Genomic DNA, 20803 nt, shown 5'->3' with positions numbered 1-20803 from the left:
TGCAGCAGGGAGCAGGAGAACACCACCGCGCCTCCGGTAGGCGGGCGGTAGGTGCGCGTGCCGTACTCCGGGAAACGCAGGTCGCCGCCCTCGAAATCCTCGGCGTTGAGGTTGATGGAGACCGCGAACTGCCGGTGGGCTGTGCCGCTGGTGAGATTGTCGCGGTGCGGGCGGAAGTAGCCGCCGTCCTCGGCGCTGTAGCGGGCGACTATGTAGCGCTCGACGCGGGTGACCTGGAAGCGGAAGGCCTTGAGGATCTCCGGCTTCAGCCGCTGGCTCAGAGCCGCGCGGGTCTCCCGGCACAGGGCTTCGTCCTCGATCGCGGCGTCGCGACGCTTCTTGAAATCGTCGAGCACGGCCACCGTGCGGCCGTCCTGCTGGCGCATCACGCCGGAGGGCGCGCCGCCATGGGTCTCGTAGTAGGCGATCAGGCGGCGGCAGAGGTCGGGCTCGAAGAGTCGCGGCGTGATCATCACCGGAGCGTGCAGAGGGACGCCGGCGTGGCCGTCGGGCGGCGGCAGGGCGCCGAGCCGGGCGAAGACCTCAGCGCTCTCCGCCATGGGCGCGACGAACATCACGCGCAGCGACGGGTCGATGGCCACCCAGATCGGCCGCTCGGCGCCCGTTTCGTCGAGCGCGCCATAAAGCCGGCTGACCGCGCCATCGGGGTCGAAGAACCAGCGCATGCCGTTGCGGTCGCGGGCGCGGGCGAAGCTTTCCTGGTCGTTCAGCACGACGAAGCAGGCGACGTTGTCGTCGCGCAGCAGGCCGATATTGGCCTTCATGACATCGAACACCCGCTCGCGCGCCGCAGGGTCGGCGGGCGGGAAGCCCATCAGAATGTACCGCCCGGCCACAGAGGCGAAGTTGAAGCTCGGGTTGGAGGCGCTGGGCGCATAGAACCAGGGCGTCGGTTCGCCGGGTCGCAGTTCGGTCATGCGGATCCGCCCCCTCGCAGAAATCAGCCGCTACTCTGCGGGCCATATGCGGCGCCGCGGAGGCGGCGTCGACTCCCACGGGACGCAGCTCCGCAATGCTGCCGAAACAGTCGAAATTGCCCGCAAGTCCCTATAAAAATTACATAAAGCGAAGCGCGACAATGCGCCGCGCCAGAGCTTGTTTACTGAGGTGACACAGTCGGCCAGGCGTCATTCGTCCGTGAGGGGACGTTGATGATCAGACTGTCGGCCGTGCTTTGCGTTCACAACGAGGAGCGGCGCCTGGCGCGCTGCCTGGACGCCTTGGGATTCGCCGATGAGATCGTGCTGGTCCTCGACCGCTGCACCGACCGCACCCGCGCCATCGGAGAGGCCTATGGGGCGGTGATGGTCAGCGGGGTGTTCCCCCTGGAAGGTCCGCGCCGAGCGGCGGGAATGAACGCTGCGTCGGGCGAGTGGATCCTGGAGGTCGACGCCGACGAGATCGTCAGCGCGGATCTGGCCGGCGAATTACTGCGCAGCCTGGACGACGACCGGTTCGCCTTCCGCAAGACGCCCGTCGACAACTATGTGGGCGATCGGCTGATACGTCATGGCTGGGGCGGCGCGTTCGGCACCAGCCTGGCCGCGCGCTTCTATCGCCGGGGCTCGAAGCGCTGGGGCGACGAGCGGGTGCATCCGGGTGTGGCTTTCGACGGCCCGGAAGGCCCGAAGTTCACCAGCCCCTTGCGCCACCAATTCGCCGACGACGTGTCGGACGTGTTCCGCCGGCTTGACCGTTACACCGATCTGAAAGCGCAGGACCTGCGGGAACATGGCGGCAAGACCGGCGTTGCCGACAATGCCTGGCGTGGGCTGCGCCGGTTCTGGAAGTGCTACGTCCGTCGACGTGGCTGGAAAGAGGGCGGCTGGGGTCTGATGATCGCAATGATGGCGGGGCTGTACCCGCTGGTTTCGGCGATGCGCGCCGAGCTGGACCGCCCAACGGCCGACACCGTCGAGCCGGCCTTGCCGCTGGCCCGGGCCGCTTAGGAAAGCGCGGGCGCATGAACAACCTGCTCCTCTGGCTCGAGCTGCGGCGCTGGCGAGCAGCAGGCCGCACGGCGCGCCTGTGGTGGCGCGACGACGACGCCTCCGGGTTGGCGACGACCCTTGACCGGCTGCTGCTGGATCGGTTGGTGCAGCTCGCCACCACGACCCGTACGCCGCTGACGCTGGCTGTGGTGCCGGTGGGCGAGATGTCCGGGCTGGCGGCGCGTCTTCAAGGCGCGGAACTGGTGAGCGTGAGCCAGCATGGGGTCGACCACCAGAACCGGCGCGAGGGCGCCGCGGCGGGCGAGTTCCCGCACGACTGCAGCCAACGGGACGTCGAAGAGGCGCTGGCCGCCGGCTGGAGCCGCCTGGAGAAAGTCCCGGGGGCGCTGAAGGTTTTCGTCCCGCCCTGGAACGACGTCCACCCCCGCCTGGAGCGCGCGCTGGGCGCGGGCGGCTATGCCGGCTGGTCGGCGGGCGGGTTGTTGTCGGCGAGCGGGACCTGCCCACGGCTGGACATCCACCTGGATATGATGCGCTGGCGCGGCGGCTCGCGGTTCCGCGGGCGCGGCCGGCTGCTGGCCGCCCTGACGACCGAGCTGCGCCGCCGGCGTCGCGCGGGGCTGTGGGAGGCGCCGATCGGCCTGCTCAGCCACCACCTGGTGCACGACACCGCCGCCTGGACCTTCCTGGGCGACTTCCTGCGTTGGAGCAAATCGCAGCCGGAGCTGAGCTGGGTGTCGCTGCCCGAACTGCTGGCGGAAACCCAGACGCGCCGGGCCAAGGCGCTCCGCCGCTCCGCGACCCGGTTGGTCAGCGACATGGCGCTGGCCCACCCCGCCTGATCGCCCCGATATCGAATGCACGGGCTGCAAGCGTCGCCATCGCCTGCTAGGGTTGCGGCCAAGTTGCCGTATCGAGTACCGATGTCGATGCCTTCGCCATCAGAGCCCAGCTATGAAGCCCGCCTGGAGGCGGTGCTCGAGAGCGTCAGCGACGCTTTCTACGCGCTGGATTCGGACTGGCGTTTCGTCGTCTTCAACCGGGCCGCCGAGGAATATTTCGGGGTGGCTCGAGAGGCCATCCTGGGCCGCGATCTGTGGGAGGTCTTCCCGCAGGGCCTCGGGACGCCCTTCGAGGCCAGCTGCCGCGCGGCGATGCGCGACGGGACGCCGGCCAGCTTCGAGACCAGCTCGCGGCTGCGGCCCGACCGGGTGGTGGAGCTGCGGATCGTGCCGATGCGCGGCGGCGGGGTGGCGCTGACGCTCACCGACATCACCGAGCGCAAGACCGCCGACGCCCGCCAGCGGCTGCTGGCCAACGAGCTCAACCACCGGGTCAAGAACAGCCTGGCCACGGTGCAGGCGATCGCCGCCCAGAGCCTGCGCAGTCCGGACGTCTCGCCAGAAGCGCGGGAGCGTTTCATGGCCCGGCTGATCGCGCTGGCGCGCGCCAACGACGTGCTGGTCGCCGAAACCTGGACCGGCGCGAGCCTGGCCTCGGTCGCGGCCGAGATGGCCAATCCGCACGGCGACGACGAGCGATTCACCATCGCGGGTCCGGAGATCCATCTGGCGCCGCAGACCGCGACCGCCATGGCGCTGGGGCTGCACGAACTGGCCACCAATGCGGCCAAGTACGGGGCGCTGTCGACTCCGGATGGTCGGGTGTCGCTGACCTGGACGCTGGAGGGCGCAGCGGAAGCGCGGCGGCTGAAGCTGATCTGGCGAGAGACGGGCGGGCCGCCTGTGGGTTCGCCGGGGCAGGCCGGTTTCGGCAGCCGGCTGATCGAGCGGGGGCTGGCCTCAGAGCTGCAGGCCAACGTACGGCTGGTCTACGCTCCAGGCGGGGTCGTGTTCAGCCTGACCGCGCCCCTGAGTGAGAGCGTGACCGAGGGTTAGCCGCCGGGCGCGCGCCGGTCATTGGCCGCGGTCGGGGCCTCGCGGTAGGCCGGTCCGCGCGACATCGAGATCAGCAACGGCAACCGCAGGAGCAATTCGCCCCCCAACGCGGCTGACGTCGGACCGAAATCGCCGAGCAGGTGGTTGCGGACCGCCTCGGAAACGGAGCCTTCCGGGGCGACGGGATCGTGCGCGGCGAGCTCGATGAACCGCTTGTCGTCGGCGGCCATCTCGCCTGAGAGGTCCTCGACCCGCTCCAGCAACATCGGATAGGCGGCCGGCGTGCGTCCGACGTCCAGCGAGGGCGCCAGGACCAGCCCATCGACCACCTCGGCCTTGGGCGTGGCGACGCCGTGGAAGATGCCGAACAGCACAGCCCCGCTGATCACGTCGACGGTGACCGCGAAGAGCTGATTGCCGGCCAGCAGGATCCAGCCGTCGGCGATCGTGCCGCCGGCGCCGATGCGGATGCGCAGGAGACCGGTGGGGTCGATCCGCACCATGGCGTGGTCGTGGATGAAGCGGCCCGGCGCCAGCATGTAGGGCCGTGTGGTGCGATAGAAGCCCTCGTAGGCGGACCCGCGCATGGCGGTGGCGGCGAGGAACTGCTCCATGCCCGCAAGCGGCAGGCCGGAGACGGCGCTGCCCGGCGCCGGCGCGTGGCCGGCCACGGCCTTGAGGTCCGCGCCCACCAGTTCGGCAAAGGCCGCCAGGCTGCGGTCCCAGTCGAGCGTGTTGAAGCCCGCAATGCGCTGGGCGATCAGCGCCGACAGCAGCGATAGGTTGTGGGCCGAGGGATGGACCGCGCCGGAGACCCAGCGTCCGACCACCGACTTGTCGACGCCGAGGTCCGCCGCAAGCCGCGCCCGGCTCATGGAGAGCACCTTGAGGACAAGTTCCAGCTTCTTGGCGAAGGGTTCGCTCATGGCGTCCTGTCTTGGCGGTGCGATGGCCAATTGGCGATGTCTTCGCGAGCGAGGGTTTCGCCTCTAGCGAGAACTCTTGTCAATGCGGTTGCAGGACTTGTCGAACCTTGTTTGGCCCAAAGGGGGATAAGCGCCCGTTAACTCGGCCCGGCGGTTCGGTTTGACGGCGGGGCGCGGAACGCCGCAACTGAGACCATGAGCCCGCCCGCCGCCAGCGCCCCACGTCCTCTCGCCCTGATCACCGGCGCCTCGGCCGGGATCGGAGCGGCTTTCGCCAGGGCCTATGCGGCGCGGGGCCATGACCTGGCGCTGGTCGCGCGGCGCACGGACAGGTTGCAGGCGCTGGCTGCGGAGCTGGCGGCGGCCCACGGGATCGACGCCTTCGCCATCCCCGCCGACCTGGCGGGTTTCGAGGCCTGCGAGGGCGTGCTGGCGGCAGTGGCGTCGCGCGGCCGCTCGGTGGAGGTGCTGGTCAACAACGCCGGCTTCTCGATCGCCCAGAGCTTCGTGGGCGTGCCCTGGGGCCGACAGCGGGATTTCCTGATGACCCTGGTGGTCAACGCCTGCGGCCTGGCGCACGGAGTGATCCCGGGCATGGTCGAGCGGCGCCGCGGATCCATCGTCAATGTCGGTTCGATGGCCGCCTTCGCGCCTGGTGTGGCCGGCCACAGCCTCTATCCCGGCGCCAAGAGCCTGATGGTCAGCTGGAGCCAATCGCTGGCCGCCGAGCTGAAGGGGACCGGCGTCAAGGTCACCGTCACCTGCCCGGGCTTCACCCTGACCGAATTCGCCGAGGTCAACGGCACCAAGACGGTGATGGACGCCGCGCCCCGGCGGTTCTTCCAGACCGCCGAGCAGGTGGTGGCCACGACGCTGGCGGCCAACGACCGCGGCCAGGTGGTCGTCGTGCCCGGCCTGCACAACAAGATCGCCGCGGCGGTCTTGCACTACACGCCGCAACCGCTGTTGATCGCCATCCTGAGCCGCGCGTCGGCCAAGTACCATCTGGAGGACTGAGGCGTGGCCCATTTCGACGTGGTGATCATCGGATCGGGGGCCGGAGGCGGGACCATCGCCCAGCGCCTGGCGGCGAGCGGCAAGACCATCCTGATCCTCGAGCGCGGCGACCAGCTGCCGCGCGAGGCGGAGAACTGGAGTCCCAAGGCGGTGTTCATCGAGCGCCGCTACCAGACCAAGGAGCCGTGGTACGACAAGAAGGGAAAGCCCTTCCACCCGAACACGCACTACTGGGTTGGCGGCAACACCACATTCTACGGCGCGGCCCTGATGCGGCTGCGCGGGCGGGATTTCGAACAGGTGGAGCACGCCGGCGGGGTGTCGCCGGCGTGGCCGGTCAGCCTGACGGACCTCGCGCCCTATTATGCCGAGGCCGAGACCCTGTGGCGAGTGCACGGCGCGCGGGGCGATGACCCGACCGAAGAGGGGAACGAGCCGCCCTACGCCTACGCGGCCGTGCACGACGACCCCGGCATCGCCCAGTTGCGCGGCCACTGGAAGGCGCAGGGCTGGCGGCCGTTCTCCCTGCCTTTGGGGATCAACCTCGATCAGGCCCACCCGGTCACTTCGGTCTGCATCAAGTGCAAGACCTGCGGCGGCTATCCCTGCCTGCTGAAGGCCAAGTCGGATGCGCGGACCATCGCCATCGAGCCGCTCATGGACCTGCCGAACATCACGTTGCTCACCGGCCGTAAGGTGACGCACCTGGAGACCGATCCTTCCGGCAAGACGGTGACCGAGGTGGTCTGCCAGACCGAGCAGGGGGAGGAGCGCTGGACCGGCGACATCGTGGTGCTGGCGGCCGGCGCGGCCAATACGGCGGCGGTGCTGCTGGCCTCCGCCAACGCCGCCCATCCCAATGGCCTCGCCAACGGCTCCGACCAGGTGGGGCGCAACTACATGTTCCACACGTTGACGGCCATGGTCTCGCTGACCGCGGCGCATGTGGACATCACCTTCCCCAAGACGATGGCCTGCAACGACTTCTACTGGGGCGATCCTGACGGCAGCTACAACCTGCCCATGGGGCACATCCAGCTCCTGGAATACATGAGCGGCCAGACGCTGGAGGGACAGGTCTCCGACTGGTTGCCGCCGGGCCTGGTGCCGGATGTGATCTCCGAAGGCGTGGCCGAGCGGATGCTGTCGATGCTGGTGATCTCGGAGGACCTGCCGCTGCCCGACAACCGGGTGCACCTGACGTCCGACGGGCGGATCTGCGTGGACTACACCTACAACAACCTGGAAGGCCACGAGCGGCTGGTGAAGAAGCTGCACGCCTCGCTGGATGGCTTCGTCGATCACGCGCACCCGATCAGCCAGCATCATTTCGAGTTCGGCAGCCTGTTGCCGCTCTATGGCACGGCGCACCAGGCGGGCACCGTCCGGTTCGGCAAGGACCCGAAGGGTTCCGTGCTGGACCCCTGGTGCAAGGCCCACGAGGTGGACAACCTCTACGTCACCGACACCAGCTTCTTCCCCTCCATCGCCTCGGTGAACCCGACGCTGACCACTGTGGCCAACGCCATGCGGGTCGGCGACCACCTGCTGGAGCGGCTGGGCGCTTCGACGCCGCCCCCAGCTCAGGCCGCTCACCTCAAAGGACCCCGCGTACACAAGGCCGGTGAAAGCTTGGCCTAGGTGTCTAACTCGGGAACCGGCTGTCGTTAAAAGCGTTGCCTTGCGGGGAAGATGCGGTCCTGGTCGCCCGGGAAATATGCCGCACTGTGGGGGATGAGCAAATTGGCGGCGCACGGACGAACGCTATTGCTCGGTGTGGTGCTCGCAGCCGGCTTGGCTGCCTCGGCGCGGGCGGACGTCTCGGCCGCCAACGCGGGCGGCGATCAGGCGGTCGAGAAGTTGCGGGACTTCTCGCTGGAAGACCTGGCGAACCTGACAGTCACCTCAGTGTCGAAGCGGGATGAGCCGCTCTCTGAAGCCGCCTCGTCGATCTACGTCATCACCCATGACGATATCGCCCGGTCCGGCGCCACCAGCGTACCGGAGATCCTGCGGCTGGCGCCAAACCTTCAGGTCACCCAGACCAGCGCCAGCGGCTATGTGATCACGGCCCGGGGCTTCAACGGCAATCCCGGCGCCCAGAGCTTTTCCAACAAGCTGCTGGTGCTGATCGACGGGCGCAGCGTCTATACGCCGCTGTTCTCGGGCGTCTACTGGGACATGCAGGACGTCCTGCCAGAGGACATCGAGCGTATCGAGGTGATCAGCGGGCCCGGCGCGACGCTTTGGGGCGCCAATGCGGTCAACGGCGTCATCAACATCATCACCCGTTCAACCACCCAGACCCAGGGCGGCCTGGTGGACGTGGGCGCCGGCGATCAGGGGCGCCAGCTCGGGCTCCGCTACGGCGGCAAGGTCTCGGAAAACCTGACGTGGCGGATCTATGGGCACGCTGTGGCGGACGATGAGGAGCGCACGGCGGCGGGCGCCAAGGCGGATGACGGCTGGTCGCGGGTGCAGGGCGGGTTCCGCATGGACTGGGCCGCGCGCAGCGGCGACATGCTCACCTTCCAGGGCGACGCCTATCGCGGCTCGGAATCGCAGGCGGGCGCCGGCGACGAGGACATTTCAGGCCAGAACCTCACCGCCCATTGGACCCATGCGACCGCGGCAGGAACCGAACTCCAGGCGGAGGCCTACTATGACCGCGCCGAGCGGGCCACCGAGGGTGGTGGCGGCAAGTTCTACGTGGATACCTTCAATATCGACGTCCAGGACAGCTTCACCCTTGGCGAGCGCAACCAGATCGTGTTCGGCGGGGGTGGCCGCACCAGCCGCTATCGGATCGAAGGCACGCCGACGCTGTTCTTCATTCCCGGGTCGGGCGACCTGAACTTGGCGGACGCCTTCGCGCAGGACACCATCACCCTCTCATCGACGCTGCGGCTGACCGTGGGGCTGAAGGTCGAGGCCGACCCTTACGTTAACGCCGAGCCCTTGCCCGACGTTCGTCTGGCCTGGTCGCCCAATGGGGCGCTGACGCTCTGGGGCGCGGTGTCGAAGGCGGTGCGCTCGCCCACCCCCTTCGACCGCGACGTGGTGGAGAAGATTACGCCCACGGCGGCCCCGCAATTGATCGGCGACGCGAGTTTCCAGCAAGAGAAGCTGACAGCCTACGAGGCCGGCGCCCGCTTCCATCCGACGTCTGTCGCCAGCTTCTCGATCTCGACCTTCTACAATGACTACGATCAGCTACGGACCATTGAGCTGTCTCCGGGGCCGGCGCTTCCGCTGCTGTGGGGCAATGGCCTGGAGGGCACGACCTATGGGCTCGAGGCCTGGGGCGAGGTCCGGGTCCAGTCCTGGTGGCGGATGTCCGGGGGCTTCAGCACCCTGCACGAGGACTTGCGGTTCAAGCCGGGCGCGATCGGCATCGTCGGCCTACAGCAGGATGGGCTGGACCCGAAGTTCCAGGGGTCGCTGAAATCCTCCATGGACCTGGGCCAGAGGTTCACCCTGGATGGCGACCTGCGCTATGTGGGCGCCCTGCCGAACGACGTCGTGCCCGCCTATGTCGAGCTGAACAGCCGGCTCGGCTGGAACATCACCGATCGCCTGCAGATCTCGGTGTCGGGCCGCAACCTGCTCCATGCGCGGCATCTGGAGTATCCTGGCGGGGACGCCATCCAACGCGCCGTCTCCGCTGACCTGCAATGGCGATTCTGATCAGGCCGCCAAGGTTGCCGCCGCGCCGCGGTCCGGCGAGCGGGCGACGCCGCGCCGGCCTGGCCGGCGCGGCGATGCTGTGCCTGGCCGCGGCCGCGCCGACACGGGCGGAGCCGTCGTTGGAGATGGCCGTCAAGGCGACCTACCTCTACAAGCTCGCGCCGTTCGTCAGCTGGCCGGCGCAGGCCTGGTCCGCGCCCAATGCGCCGTTGTTGATCTGCGTCCAGGGCGCCGACCCCTTCGGTCCGCTGCTCGACCAGGCCGTGAGCGGGCAGGCGGTGGCCGGCCATCCGGTCGAGGTGCGCCGTCTGGCGCGGCTAGACGCCGGCTCTGGCTGCCAGATCGCCTATGTGGCCGGAGGGCCGGGGCAGTCGCAGGCCCAGGCCCTCTCGGCGGTGAGCGGCGCGCCTGTGCTGACGGTGACCGACGAGGGCCGTGGCGGCGCGGCCAAGGGCATCGTCCACCTGGTGATCGATGCGGGCAAGGTGCGGTTTAGCATCGACGCGGCCCAGGCGGACCGCAACGGCGTATCGATCAGTTCCAAGCTGCTGGCCCTGGCCGTGGCGGTGAAGCGATGAGCTGGCGCGATCCCACCGTGGCCGACCGCAGGCTCGCCGACCGGCGGCTGGTGAACGTCGCCTGGGCCAGCGTCGTGGCGCTGCTGGCGATCGGCGCGCTGCTGGCCGGCCGCGCCGAGATCGAATTCCGCAGCCAGGCGTCGCGGGCCGCCGAGGTGCAGGCCGACATCCTGGCCGCCAGCGTCAGCGCTGCGTTGAGCTTCGACGACCGTGCGGCGATGCGCGAATATGTCGATGCGCTTCGGGTCAACCGGGCGGTGGCGGCCGCGGCGGTCTATGACGCGACGGGCCAGGCGGTAGTGGTGTTCCACCGACCCGACGCGCACGCGCCGCCGCCGCGGACGCCCGCCATTGGCTCGCGGTTCGCGGAGCGGCACGTGACGGTGACGCGCCCGGTCTCCGAACGGGGGCAGCGGCTGGGGGCGGTCTATCTGGAGACCCAGCCGGAGTCCTGGGCCGCGATCCTGGGGCGCCACTCCGGGCTGGCCCTGCTGACCGTGCTGGCCTTCCTGCTGCTGGGCGTGGTGACGGCGGCGGCGGCTCAGCTGCAGGCCCGCGCGCGCCTGCTGAGCGCGGCCAATGCGCGGCTGGTGGAGGAGATGGCGGCGCGCGGCAAGGCCGAGGAGGCGCTGCGGCAGAGCCAGAAGATGGAGGCGCTTGGCCAGCTCACCGGCGGGATCGCCCACGATTTCAACAATCTGCTGCAGGTGGTGCACGGCGCCTTCGAGCTGATCCGCCGCAAGCCGGAGGACACGGCCAAGGTGGCCGCCTGGTCGGAGAACGGTATCGCCGCGGCCGAGCGCGGGGCCAGCCTGACGCGGCAGCTTCTGGCCTTCTCGCGCAGCCAGAAGCTGGAGCTGCGCGCCTTCGTGGCGGCCGACCTGATCGCCGACATGCACGACCTTTTGGTGCGCACGCTCGGCCCCGATATCGTGCTGGCGGTGGCGCTGGACGACACGCGCGCCGCGGTGATGAGCGACCGCACCCAGCTGGAGCTGGCGGTGCTGAACCTCGCCATCAACGCCCGCGACGCCATGCCTGACGGCGGCCGGCTGACCATCTCGACCGCCATCCGCACGATCGAGGCGGGCGACCCGGTGCTGGAGCCAGGGGAATACGTCGACCTGAGCGTCGCCGACACCGGCGAAGGCATGTCGCCGGAGGTGATCGAGCGGGCGTTCGATCCGTTCTTCACCACCAAGGGCGTCGGCAAGGGCACCGGGCTCGGACTGAGCCAGGTCTATGGCGTGGCGCGGCAGGCGGGCGGCGCGGCTCGGATCGCCAGCCAGCCGGGCCAGGGCACGAGAGTCAGCCTGCTGCTGCGCCGCTCGGCCGTGGCCGCCGAGGCCAGCGAAGCGCCCAGCGCGCCGGAGCCGATCCTGGCGCCGGAGAGCGGCCGCACGGTGCTGGTGGTCGACGACGAGGACGCTGTGCGCAGCTTGGCCTGCCAGACCCTGGAGTTGCTCGGCTACCGGGTCCTGGAAGCCGACAGCGGGGCCAAGGCGCTCGACATGCTGGAGACCGTCTGCCCGGACCTGATGCTGTTCGACTACGCCATGCCGATCATGAACGGCGCGGAGCTGGCGCGGCTCGCAAGGGTGCGCTGCCCGGGTGTGCCGATCGTGTTCGCCAGCGGCTATGCTGACACCGACCAGGTGGAGGCCGCGCTGGGCGGCGAGGCGACGATCCTGCGCAAGCCGTTCAACATGGACGCCCTGGCGCGGACCGTGGCGGCGCTGCTGCGGGACGCCGGGCTGGCGCGGGACCAGAGCGCGCGCTGACCGGCGGCGCTTGGTCGCAGCGCCTCTTCACCATTCCCCAACGGGCGCGGGCGGTAGTGACCCCGCCGGAGAGCCACCGTCCGGCCGAGGAGGCGAGATGCCGGACGTCCATCGAGACCTTGACCCGTCCAGCGCGACGCCGATCGACCCGCCCAAGGCCCCTGTGGCGAGCGGCGGGGCCGATGACCTGGTCGTGCGGGCCGATTCCCGAGGCGTCATCCTCTACGTTTCGGAGAGTTGCCGTAACCTCGGCTACGAGCCGCAGGAGCTGATCGGCCGCCTGGGCGCCGATTTCGTGCATCCCGACGACCTGACCGGCTTCGCCGCCAACAGCGCCCGGCTGTTCGTCCCTGACGTGGGCGACGAGCGGGTGCGCCGTGAATTCCGCTACCTACGCAAGGACGGGTCCTGGGCCTGGCTAGAGGGCCACCCGACGATACTGCCGGCCAGCGACGGGCGTCTCGGCGACGTGCTGAACGTGTTTTGCGATGTGACCGATCGCCGGGCGATGCGCGACCACCTGCGCGCTCAGGCGCACCTGGCGCGCGCGCCGCAGGCGTGACTCCCGCGCCCGCTTACCGGCAACCTGCGACTCCGGGTCGCAGCGACATTAACCGTGATGTAAGAGCGGTCGCATAACTATCTGAAATATATTGATTTCTTATAGGATTCTTATGTCCGAAGCCGCGGGTCGACAAGATCCTGAAGACCCGGCGCGCGCGCGCCTCACGGAGGCGGTCGATACGTCCAGACGCGACGTAACCTGGGACGTGCTGTCGGAGAAGATCAACGACCTGATCATCATCACCGACCTGAACGGCGCGATCTTCTATGCCTCGCCGGCCGCGCGGAACATGGGCTACGAACCCCACGAACTCATCGGCCTGACCGGCGCGGACCTGGTCCATCCTGACGATCTGTTGCGCTTCCTGGCCAATCGGGACCACGCCTATTCCGGCGACGATGTCATTCGCCAAGACGACCGCGAACACCGTTTCCGAAGGCGTGATGGCAAGTGGATCTGGATGGAGGGCAATCCTTCGATCCTGCCGGGGCCAGACAGTCGGCCAGCGGGGGTGCTCAACGTCTTCCGTGACGTGACCGACCGGCGCGCGGCCCGCGACGCCCTGCGGGAGCAGGCCCGCCGGGCCTCACTGCTCGAAGAGGTGGCGGGCGTCGGCTACTGGCGCCTGGACGCCGGGACGCTGGAGGCCAGCTGGTCGGCGCAGATCTTCCGCATGCACGGCCTGCCGGTGGGCGATACGGTGGCGCTGGCGCGCGCCATGGACTTGATCCACCCGGACGACAAGGCCGAGTCCGACGCCCGCATCGCCGAGGCGCTGCGCACCGGCGAGGGCTGGAAGGATATCCTGACGCGGATCGTCCAGCCGGACGGCGGCGTCTGCTATCTCAGCGGGCGCGGGGTCTGCGAAACCGGCGCGACCGGCGAGGTCATCGCCGTCTTTGGGACGGTGCTGGACGTCACCGAGCAGATCGTCGCCAAGCAGGCGTTGGAAGAGAGCGAGCGCCGCTATAGGCTGCTTGCCGAAAACATCACCGACATGATCTCGCAGACGTCAGTCAGCACCGGCAGGCTGACCTACCTGTCGCCCTCCGTCGAACGGCTCACCGGCTTTACGGCCGCCGATCTCGTCGGTGCGCGCATGCAGGATCTGGTGCATGTCGACGACCGCGCCCGGTTCATGCAGTCGTTCCGCGATCTCCTGAGCGGCCGGCGAGAGCCGGGGCAGGCGATCCGCTTCCGCGCCCGAAACAAGGCTGGCTCGTGGCTGTGGCTCGAGAGCAATCCCCGCCTTGTTCACAACGAAGATGGCGTCGCCGTCGATATCATCGACATGACCCGCGACGTCGGTCCGCAGCAGGCCCTGAAGGACCGCCTACGGGAGGCGCTCGCCGAGGCTGAGCAGGCGGTGCAGGTGAAGTCCGAATTCCTCGCCAACATGAGCCATGAGATCCGCACGCCGCTGACCGCGGTGCTGGGCTACACCAGCCTGCTGGCTGAGCGCGATGACCTGGACGCCGTCGCCAAGGGGCAGGTGGAGAGGATCGCCGCGGCGGGCCGCGGCCTGCTGGCGATCGTCAACGACGTGCTGGATTTCTCAAAGCTGGAGGCCGGACAGTTGACGGTCACGCCGCAGCCGACGGCGGCCGGCGTGCTGGCGCGCGAGGTGCTGGAGATGTTCGTCTTCCAGGCGCAGGCCAAGTCGCTGGCCCTGCGGTTCGACTCTGCACCCGACGTGCCGGACTTCGTCGCCCTGGATGGCCGCCACCTTCGGCAGGCGCTGGTGAACCTGGTCGGAAATGCGGTGAAATTCACCGATCGCGGCGCGGTGAGCGTATCGCTGGCGTACGATCCGGCCGCCGGGCGGCTGGCGGTTGAGGTCACGGACACCGGCCCTGGCATCGCCGCGAAGGCGCAGGAGAAACTCTTCCAGCGCTTCTCGCAGGTCGACGCCTCGTCGACCCGCGCCAAGGGCGGCAGCGGCCTGGGACTGGCGATCTGCAAGGGCCTGGCCACGGCGATGGGCGGGTCGATCTCGCTGCACAGCCGCGTGGGCAAGGGCTCGACCTTCCGCCTGGAGCTGCCGGCGCCGGTCGTGGCGCGTCCTGTGCTGGACGATGCGGCGGACGTCCGCGGCGATCTCGAAGGTCTGCGGGTGCTGGTCGCCGACGACAATCCGGCCAATCGCGAACTGGTCCGCGCCATGCTGGAACCGCACGGAGTCGAGGTGAGCGAGGTCTGTGACGGGCAGGAGGCGCTGGAGTTCGCCGCCGGGTTGCCGGTCGACCTGATCCTGATGGACTTGCGGATGCCGCGGCTGGACGGCCGCGCCGCAGCCCTCGCGATCCGCACCGGCGACGGCCCCAACCGCGATGTGCCGATCCTGTCGTTCTCCGCCGAGCACGACAGCTCGTCCGGGCGGCCGGAGCCGGGCTCGCTGTTCACGGGCCGCGTTCGAAAGCCAATGCAGGCGGCGGAATTGATCGGCGCCCTGTGCCAGGCGCTCGTCGACGAGGCCGCCCCGATCGAGATGGAGCCGCGCTATGCCGTCCTTTGAGCCGACGAAACGGCGCATACTCGCCGTGGATGACGACCGCGCGGTGCTGGAACTGGTGTGCACCCGGCTGACGCTGGCCGGCTATGACGTGTTCAGCGCCCGAGACGGCCACGAGGCCCTGGCGCGGCTGACCACGCTCAAGCCCGCGGCCATGGTCCTCGACCTCGGCATGCCGGGTCTCGATGGTTTCGGCGTGCTTCAGAAGATGGGCAAGATCGGAACCGCGAGCACGCCGACGCTGGTGTTGACGGCGCGGCACAGTGCGCCCGACGTCAAACGCGCCATCGGCCTGGGCGCCCGGGACTACCTTTCCAAGCCGTTCAACGACAACCAGTTACTGATGCGGGTGCAGCGCCTCTTTCGACGCCCCGTCGAGGCGCGCAGCCTCGAGGCCCTCTTCACGGACGTTGAGCAGTTGCTGGGCTAGTTCAGATCGTCGGAGCGCGCCGATCGCCTTGACGGACCGCCACCGACGGCTGGCGCGTCCTAGCGACGACCGGCGAGGCCGAGGCGGGCGGGCTGTATCGCGGGCTCGGCGGCGGTGACGGCGCGGGCCCTGACCAGGCCGCGCGCGCGGATGCCGGAGACGATCGCATCGAGGCCGGACATCAGCGCGATCAGAAAGCCCAGTTCGCCCTCGCGCAGGCCCTGGCGCCAGACATAGCTGGTCCAGAAGCGGCCGAGGCCGCGCGCCATGTCACCGAGCAGGGCGCCCGCCTCGCCGGCGTCGGCAAGGTCCTGGGCGCGGAGCGCGCTTAGGCGGTTCAGGCGGGCGATCATCTGGCCGACGTCGGCGTCGGTGTGACGGCTGAGTGGCGTCTCCAGCTCGCCGGCGAAGCGGCCCTCGAGCACCGCCGTCGGATCGATCCGCCCGGCCTTCCAGCGCTTCACGCGCTGGCGATAGAGCCGCGCCGCCATCGCCTCGCCGAGGCCCGCGCCCCAGCCGCGGCGCACAAGGGCGGCGCCCACGAAATTGTCCACCGGCACGTCGAACCAGTCGCCGCCCGGCCGGCCATGGATCGCGGCGCGGATCTCGTAGGCGAGGTTGGCGTCCACCTGTTCGTCGGGCTCGACCTCGAGCACCCATTCGCCGAGGCACGCGGCCAGGCCGGCCGTCTTGCGCTGGCTTTCCATCGGGAAGATGCCGTCGATGACCCGGGCGCCGTATTGCCTGGCGACGTCCTGCGAGCGATCGGTGCAGCGGTCCGCCACCACGACGATCTCGTCGCAGAACTCCAGGCCGCGCAGGCATGTCGCCAGACGCGCCTCATCGTTGTGCGCACAGACAAGCGCCGAAAGCTTCACCGGCAGCTACCCCGTCCCAGAGCCCCGCGGCATGTAAACCCGCCGTCAAGGTAAAGACGCCGCTGCTCAAGCTTGCCCCCCGCTCGGCGAACCGAGGATTCTTTCCTGCGACAGCCTGCCACATCGGGGCGGCCCGCAAGGGCTATGGATCGTCTCAGAATGCGGCGGCGACGCGGACGCCGACGGTGCGGGGCCGCTGCGGCGTGACCTGCCGGACCTGGCCGAAGGTGAAGGGGTTACCGTAGGCGAAGGTGTTGCTGGAAGCGTTGGTGGGGTTGGTGACGAAGAGCCCGCCGCTCAATCGCCGGCGCACCAGTTCGGCCAGCAGCTCGGATTCGACCACCGGGTCGGTGCGCGCCGAGAGTGTGGGGTCGAAGGTCAGGCGCGCCGGGCCGACATAGTTGGCCTGGCCGACCAGTTGCAGCTTGAGCTCTCCGCGCAAGGGCCGGTCGTAGCGGGCCAGCAGGCCGCCTGACCAGCGTGGGGCGCCGGGCAGGCCGGACCCCAGCGTCCCGGCGAAATCGGGGTTCACCCGGGTGAACTTGGGCGCGGAATTCAGCGCGTTGGCCTGCAGAGTGAGGCCAAAGTCCCACACGTATTCGGCTTCCGCCTCCAGGCCCTTGATATGGGCGTCGCCGACATTGGCGGTGTAGGCCAGGCCCGACGGCCGATATTGATCGGACTGGATATTGTTCCACAGGTCGTAGAAGGCCGCGGCGCGCACGGTCAGGCGGCGATCCAGGAACTGGCCCTTGGCCCCCAGCTCGAAGTTGATCAGCCGGTCCGGATCGAAGGTGGCCCGCGAGGGCCGGATCGGCAGGAAGCCGGTGGAGTTCACCCCACCCGGGCGGTAGCCCTCCGAGTAGAGGGCGTAGACGAGGGGCCCCTCGTCGTCGAACTGGTACTGGACGGAGAGTTTCGGGGTGGCGCCGTTGAAGCTGCGGCTCTCGTTGACGTCGCGCGATTGAGCGGGCGGCGCGCCGATGATGGTGGCGGCGACCTTGAGCCAGGTGTCAAAGGCCCGCAGGCCCACGGTGGCGCTCCAACCAGGCGCAAAGCGCCACGACCCCTCGCCGTAGATGGCCATGTCTTGCACGTGGTCGATGCGGTTCTCGCTGTAGACCCGGGTCAGCGGCATGGGGACCAATCCGCCGCCGCCCAGGTCGTCGGCGGGCAGATCCTCGCCGCGGGCGGTGGACGGGGCGCTCAGGACGACGGGCGCCACCGGTTCGATCGGCGGATTGGCGACGATGTCGAGCGACGAAGGCGTGCGCTCCCGCGAGCTGGAGCCATAGGCTCCCACCAGCCAGGAGAACGGCCCGGCGCCGGTCGAGGTGAGCACCACGTCCTGCACCACCCGCTGGATGCGCGCGCTCTCGGAGTAGATGCCGAGCGCCGCGCCGGTGTCGCTGAAGAAGCTCGCCTGGGCCGTGGCGTCGTAGAGGCTGGCGTAGGCGTGGCGCACATAGGAGGTGGTCGCCGCAAGATCGGCCCAGCCCAGGCCGCCATGCACATTGAACGCGACCTGGGCGAAGTCGTTGTTGGAGGCCTCGCGGACCTGATGCGGCGGCGTGGTGGTGTACTGCGTGTCGCGCGAGCTGAGATGCTGGCCAGTAAAGCTCAAATCCGCCGTCCAGTTGTCGCTGAGCTGCAGGCCCAGCGCCACGCGGCCGCCGGCGCGCAGGGTGGAATCGACGTTGGAAAGGCGCAGGGCGGCGTTGTCGAGATAGCCGCCCTGGTCGTCGTAATAGGCGACCAGCCGCAGGGCCGCGCGGCCCTGGACGATGGGCGTGTTCAGGTAGCCCTCGCCCTCGTAGCTCGGGGCTCCCCCGTCGGTGGAGGACGCCGTGGCGCTGGCCCCGGCGGCGTAGTGGTCGGAGTCGGGCTTGTTGGTGACGATCCGATAGACCCCGGCGAGCGCGCCGGAGCCGTAGAGCGCGCCTTGCGGCCCGCGCACGGTCTCCACCCGCTCCACGTCCACCAGGCGCAGGTCCGGATCGGGGGCGTTGTAGTTGATCGGCGCATCGTCGAGGTAGGTGGAGACGGTGGAGCGCGCCCGCCCGGTGAAGGCGCCGTCGGATAGTCCGCGCATCAGGAGCTTATCGCGGCCGGGCCCGAGGTTGGTGGTCAGGACACCGACCAACTGCCCCGCGGTCGCGCGCGCGTCGTAGGCGTTGGTGGCGAAGAGCTGCTCGGCGGAGATGACGCTGACCCCGGCCGGCACGTCGTCCAGGCGTTCGGCCCGCTTGCTTGCGGTGACCAGCAGCTCGGCCACCGCGGGAGCGGCCGGCGGCTTCGGCGACGTCGCAGCCACAGCGACCGGGGCGATCCGCACCGTCTGTGCGTCGACGATCCTCCAGGTGCAGGGCGCGCCGGCCAGGAGGCGAGCCAGTGCGTCGCTGAGCGTATAGCGGCCGGCGAGCGCGGTCCGGCCGCCGGCGCCGCAAGCTGAGGCGCCCAGCAGGGAGACATTGGCCTGCACGGCCAGGTCGATTAGGGCTTCGTCGTAGGACTTGGAGGGAATGACGAAGCGCCGGCGCGCTTCAGCGGCCTCAGCTCTGGTGGCGAGCGTGAGGAGGCACAGTCCCGTGAGGGACGCGCGCAAAAAGGCCGCCGGCCTGGATATGGCCCGTAGTCCCCCTCATGGCTTCGCCGCCGGATCGCTGCGAAGCAGAACGCCTTGCCCTGAGGGTAGCGCCTTGATGGGGGCGAGCAAAGCGAGGCGACGAATAACCGCAGCCTGATCGTCGAGCACGAGCACGCCCGAGACGCGCACCTGCGCCAGGGCCGGATCTTCAAGCGTGATCGGTTTGGCGAATTGCTGGTTCAGATCGGCCACCACGTCGCCCAGCGGCTGGTCGCGGAAGATCAGCCGGCCGGCGCGCCAGCTTTCGACCTGTTGCGGGTCGGCGGTGGTGAGCGCCACGGCTGCGACGCCCTGGGTGGTGTCCAGCCGTTCGCCAGGATGCAGGCGCCAGACACGGCCGGCCAGGTCGCCGCCAGGACGGACCTCCACCACGCCGCGCTCGACGGTGACGGAGAGCGCGTCGCCGCGTCGGCGCAGGTCGAAGCGGGTTCCGACCACGCGGACCGTGCGGTCGCCGGCGTCGATCAGGAAGGGCCGGGCCTTGTCGGCGGCCACGTCGAACACCGCCTCGCCCTGCGGCATGATCACATGGCGTTCGTGGCGGCCAAGGGTGACGCTGAGGCTTGAGCCGGCGTTGAGTTCGAGGGTCGAGCCGTCGGCGAGCTTCACCGTACGGTGCTCGCCCTTGCCGGTGGCGTAGGTCTGGGTCAGAGGCGGCGCGAGGGCGCCATAGGGCATGACCGCAAGCGCGAGGGCGGCCGCCGCGGCGATTCCGCCGGCGATCAGCCAGCCGCGCGACGCCGGGCGGCGGCGCGGCGTCTCGGCCAGACCCTCGACGATCCCGTCGGAGGCGGCTTGCAGCTCAAGCGTGACGGCCAAGGCGGCGTCATAGGCCGCGGCATTGGCGGGGTGCACGCTCAGCCAGGCGTCGAAATCGCAAGCCTCGGCCTCGGTGGCGTCCGCCGCCTGCAGGCGCACGAGCCAGTCGGCCGCTTGCGCGCGCCTGGCGTCGTCTCCCCTGGTCCAGGCGTCACTCATCACGGAATCCAACCCGGCGGCATAATGCGCCCATTATGAAGATAGACGGCGCCGAGGCGGCTTGCCCCCCTGTCGTGTGGAACAAGAGTTTGCACAATTCCTGGTTGTTCATGCGTCGAACCGCGGCGCGAGCCTTGCGGTCAGCGTCTTCAGCGCTGCGCTGACGTGCTTTTCCACGGCCTTGACCGAGAGGCCCATGGTCCGCGCGGTCTCGGCATGGCTGAGGCCCTCCAGCTTGTGCAGGCGAAAGGCTCGGCCGGCCTGGGGCGGCAGCTCGGCGACGGCGGCGATCAGCTGGCGCAGACGCTGGGCGGAGGCGGCGGCCTCGTCCGCGGGCGGCTCGTCGGCGATCTCCACGCCGCCGACCTCGGTGCGCGCGGTCTGGCGCCAGGCGGTCTCCCGCGCGGCGGCCCGGGTCTCGCCCCGGGCGCGATCCAGCATCAGGTTGAAGGCCATGCGGTAGAGCAGGGCGACCGGGTTGGTCACCGCCTCGGCGCGGTCGCGCGCGGCCAGCCGCAAATAGAGCTCCTGGGCCAGGTCTTCGGCCACGGCCAGCGAGCCAGCGCGCGCGGCCAGGAAGCGCACCAGATTGGCGCGGCGCTCCAGGTAAGCGGCCAGCAGGGGATCGTCGGTCAGCGAAGGGGAAGGCTTATCGGCCACGTCTGCAGGTGTGCCGCATTTCGCCCCGGGGCGCCAAGGCCACAGCTAGATGAGCTTCGCGTCCTTGAGGAACCCCATCAGGGCGGCGTTGAAGGCGGCGGGCTGGTCGATGTTGGCGCTGTGGCCCGCGTTCGGGATCACCGCCTTCTTCGCCCCGGGAATCTTGGCGGCCATGTAGTCCGAGGCGGCCAGGAAAGGCGTGTCGTCGGCGCCGACGATGACCACCGAGGGGACCTTGATCCCGGGCAGGCTCTCGATCACCCGGGCGTCGCG

General features: G+C 69.5%; 17 protein-coding genes and 1 pseudogene. 11 read left to right on the top strand and 7 right to left on the bottom strand.

Annotated elements, in window-relative coordinates; genetic code table 11:
• A partial coding sequence (locus E8A12_RS02005; protein WP_293366081.1) for a 2OG-Fe(II) oxygenase occupies positions 1–938 on the bottom strand: 938 nt, incomplete at its 3' end.
• A 234-nt stretch (positions 939–1172) separates the two neighbouring features.
• Between E8A12_RS02005 and E8A12_RS02000 the strand changes: the two genes are divergently transcribed.
• From E8A12_RS02000 to E8A12_RS01990, 3 genes are all read left to right on the top strand, one after another.
• Positions 1173–1970: a glycosyltransferase family 2 protein gene (locus E8A12_RS02000; protein WP_293366080.1), complete on the top strand. Its 798-nt coding sequence runs from the start codon at positions 1173–1175 to the stop codon at positions 1968–1970.
• A gap of 14 nt (positions 1971–1984) precedes the next feature.
• On the top strand, positions 1985–2815 hold the full coding sequence (locus tag E8A12_RS01995; RefSeq protein ID WP_293366079.1) for a polysaccharide deacetylase: 831 nt from the start codon (positions 1985–1987) through the stop codon (positions 2813–2815).
• Positions 2816–2896: 81 nt separating this feature from the next.
• Positions 2897–3871: an HWE histidine kinase domain-containing protein gene (locus tag E8A12_RS01990; RefSeq protein ID WP_293366078.1), complete on the top strand. Its 975-nt coding sequence runs from the start codon at positions 2897–2899 to the stop codon at positions 3869–3871.
• On the opposite strand, the gene E8A12_RS01985 is transcribed toward E8A12_RS01990, so the two are convergent.
• Entirely contained in the window at positions 3868–4797 is a 930-nt protein-coding gene (locus E8A12_RS01985; RefSeq protein ID WP_293366077.1) for a helix-turn-helix transcriptional regulator, read from the bottom strand. The two genes, E8A12_RS01990 and E8A12_RS01985, sit on opposite strands and share 4 nt — an antisense overlap.
• 195 nt (positions 4798–4992) lie before the next feature.
• Between E8A12_RS01985 and E8A12_RS01980 the strand changes: the two genes are divergently transcribed.
• From E8A12_RS01980 to E8A12_RS01945, 8 genes are all read left to right on the top strand, one after another.
• The gene (locus E8A12_RS01980) at positions 4993–5814 is read left to right on the top strand and encodes an SDR family NAD(P)-dependent oxidoreductase (protein WP_293366076.1); all 822 of its coding nucleotides are present in this window, start codon (positions 4993–4995) and stop codon (positions 5812–5814) included.
• 3 nt (positions 5815–5817) lie between these two features.
• Complete coding sequence (locus E8A12_RS01975) at positions 5818–7455, top strand: GMC family oxidoreductase (protein ID WP_293366075.1); 1638 nt, start codon at positions 5818–5820, stop codon at positions 7453–7455.
• 102 nt (positions 7456–7557) lie between these two features.
• Entirely contained in the window at positions 7558–9501 is a 1944-nt protein-coding gene (locus E8A12_RS01970; RefSeq protein WP_293366074.1) for a TonB-dependent receptor, read from the top strand.
• Positions 9489–10079 carry a YfiR family protein gene (locus E8A12_RS01965; protein WP_293366073.1) on the top strand — a complete coding sequence of 197 codons (591 nt, stop codon included), beginning with the start codon at positions 9489–9491 and terminating at the stop codon, positions 10077–10079. Before E8A12_RS01970 ends, E8A12_RS01965 begins: the two co-directional genes overlap by 13 nt.
• On the top strand, positions 10076–11860 hold the full coding sequence (locus E8A12_RS01960) for a response regulator (protein WP_293366072.1): 1785 nt from the start codon (positions 10076–10078) through the stop codon (positions 11858–11860). Before E8A12_RS01965 ends, E8A12_RS01960 begins: the two co-directional genes overlap by 4 nt.
• A 97-nt stretch (positions 11861–11957) precedes the next feature.
• Positions 11958–12422 (top strand): PAS domain S-box protein, encoded by a 465-nt coding sequence (locus E8A12_RS01955; RefSeq protein WP_293366071.1) that lies wholly within the window; start codon positions 11958–11960, stop codon positions 12420–12422.
• A 112-nt stretch (positions 12423–12534) separates the two neighbouring features.
• The gene (locus E8A12_RS01950) at positions 12535–14940 is read left to right on the top strand and encodes a PAS domain S-box protein (RefSeq protein WP_293366070.1); all 2406 of its coding nucleotides are present in this window, start codon (positions 12535–12537) and stop codon (positions 14938–14940) included.
• The gene (locus tag E8A12_RS01945; protein ID WP_293366069.1) at positions 14927–15367 is read left to right on the top strand and encodes a response regulator transcription factor; all 441 of its coding nucleotides are present in this window, start codon (positions 14927–14929) and stop codon (positions 15365–15367) included. Before E8A12_RS01950 ends, E8A12_RS01945 begins: the two co-directional genes overlap by 14 nt.
• Before the next feature lie 59 nt (positions 15368–15426).
• Here the strand turns inward: E8A12_RS01945 and E8A12_RS01940 are convergent, their stop codons facing one another.
• The 5 genes and pseudogenes from E8A12_RS01940 to E8A12_RS01920 all read right to left on the bottom strand — a co-directional run.
• Positions 15427–16245, bottom strand: coding sequence for a glycosyltransferase (locus tag E8A12_RS01940; protein ID WP_293366068.1), 819 nt, complete (start codon positions 16243–16245; stop codon positions 15427–15429).
• A gap of 154 nt (positions 16246–16399) precedes the next feature.
• Positions 16400–18850, bottom strand: a complete 2451-nt coding sequence (locus E8A12_RS01935) for a TonB-dependent receptor (protein WP_293366067.1) — start codon at positions 18848–18850, stop codon at positions 16400–16402.
• Positions 18851–18886: 36 nt separating this feature from the next.
• The gene (locus tag E8A12_RS01930; protein ID WP_293366066.1) at positions 18887–19870 is read right to left on the bottom strand and encodes a FecR domain-containing protein; all 984 of its coding nucleotides are present in this window, start codon (positions 19868–19870) and stop codon (positions 18887–18889) included.
• Positions 19871–19978: 108 nt separating this feature from the next.
• On the bottom strand, positions 19979–20530 hold the full coding sequence (locus tag E8A12_RS01925) for a sigma-70 family RNA polymerase sigma factor (protein ID WP_293366065.1): 552 nt from the start codon (positions 20528–20530) through the stop codon (positions 19979–19981).
• A 45-nt stretch (positions 20531–20575) separates the two neighbouring features.
• Positions 20576–20803, bottom strand: a pseudogene (locus E8A12_RS01920) (hypothetical protein); the annotation flags it as partial.

The sequence above is a fragment of the Phenylobacterium sp. genome (assembly GCF_004799395.1).
In the GTDB taxonomy this organism is placed as follows: domain Bacteria; phylum Pseudomonadota; class Alphaproteobacteria; order Caulobacterales; family Caulobacteraceae; genus Phenylobacterium.
This window is presented reverse-complemented; position numbering and strand designations above follow the sequence as displayed.

What these genes read in the sequence shown, in the direction of transcription:
- E8A12_RS02000 (WP_293366080.1), top strand. Translation starts at nt 1,173, where the DNA reads ATGATCAGACTGTCGGCCGTGCTTTGCGTTCACAACGAGGAGCGGCGC.
- E8A12_RS01995 (WP_293366079.1), top strand. Translation starts at nt 1,985, where the DNA reads ATGAACAACCTGCTCCTCTGGCTCGAGCTGCGGCGCTGGCGAGCAGCA.
- E8A12_RS01990 (WP_293366078.1), top strand. Translation starts at nt 2,897, where the DNA reads ATGTCGATGCCTTCGCCATCAGAGCCCAGCTATGAAGCCCGCCTGGAG.
- E8A12_RS01985 (WP_293366077.1), bottom strand. Translation starts at nt 4,797, where the DNA reads ATGAGCGAACCCTTCGCCAAGAAGCTGGAACTTGTCCTCAAGGTGCTC.
- E8A12_RS01980 (WP_293366076.1), top strand. Translation starts at nt 4,993, where the DNA reads ATGAGCCCGCCCGCCGCCAGCGCCCCACGTCCTCTCGCCCTGATCACC.
- E8A12_RS01965 (WP_293366073.1), top strand. Translation starts at nt 9,489, where the DNA reads ATGGCGATTCTGATCAGGCCGCCAAGGTTGCCGCCGCGCCGCGGTCCG.
- E8A12_RS01960 (WP_293366072.1), top strand. Translation starts at nt 10,076, where the DNA reads ATGAGCTGGCGCGATCCCACCGTGGCCGACCGCAGGCTCGCCGACCGG.
- E8A12_RS01955 (WP_293366071.1), top strand. Translation starts at nt 11,958, where the DNA reads ATGCCGGACGTCCATCGAGACCTTGACCCGTCCAGCGCGACGCCGATC.
- E8A12_RS01950 (WP_293366070.1), top strand. Translation starts at nt 12,535, where the DNA reads ATGTCCGAAGCCGCGGGTCGACAAGATCCTGAAGACCCGGCGCGCGCG.
- E8A12_RS01945 (WP_293366069.1), top strand. Translation starts at nt 14,927, where the DNA reads ATGCCGTCCTTTGAGCCGACGAAACGGCGCATACTCGCCGTGGATGAC.
- E8A12_RS01930 (WP_293366066.1), bottom strand. Translation starts at nt 19,870, where the DNA reads ATGAGTGACGCCTGGACCAGGGGAGACGACGCCAGGCGCGCGCAAGCG.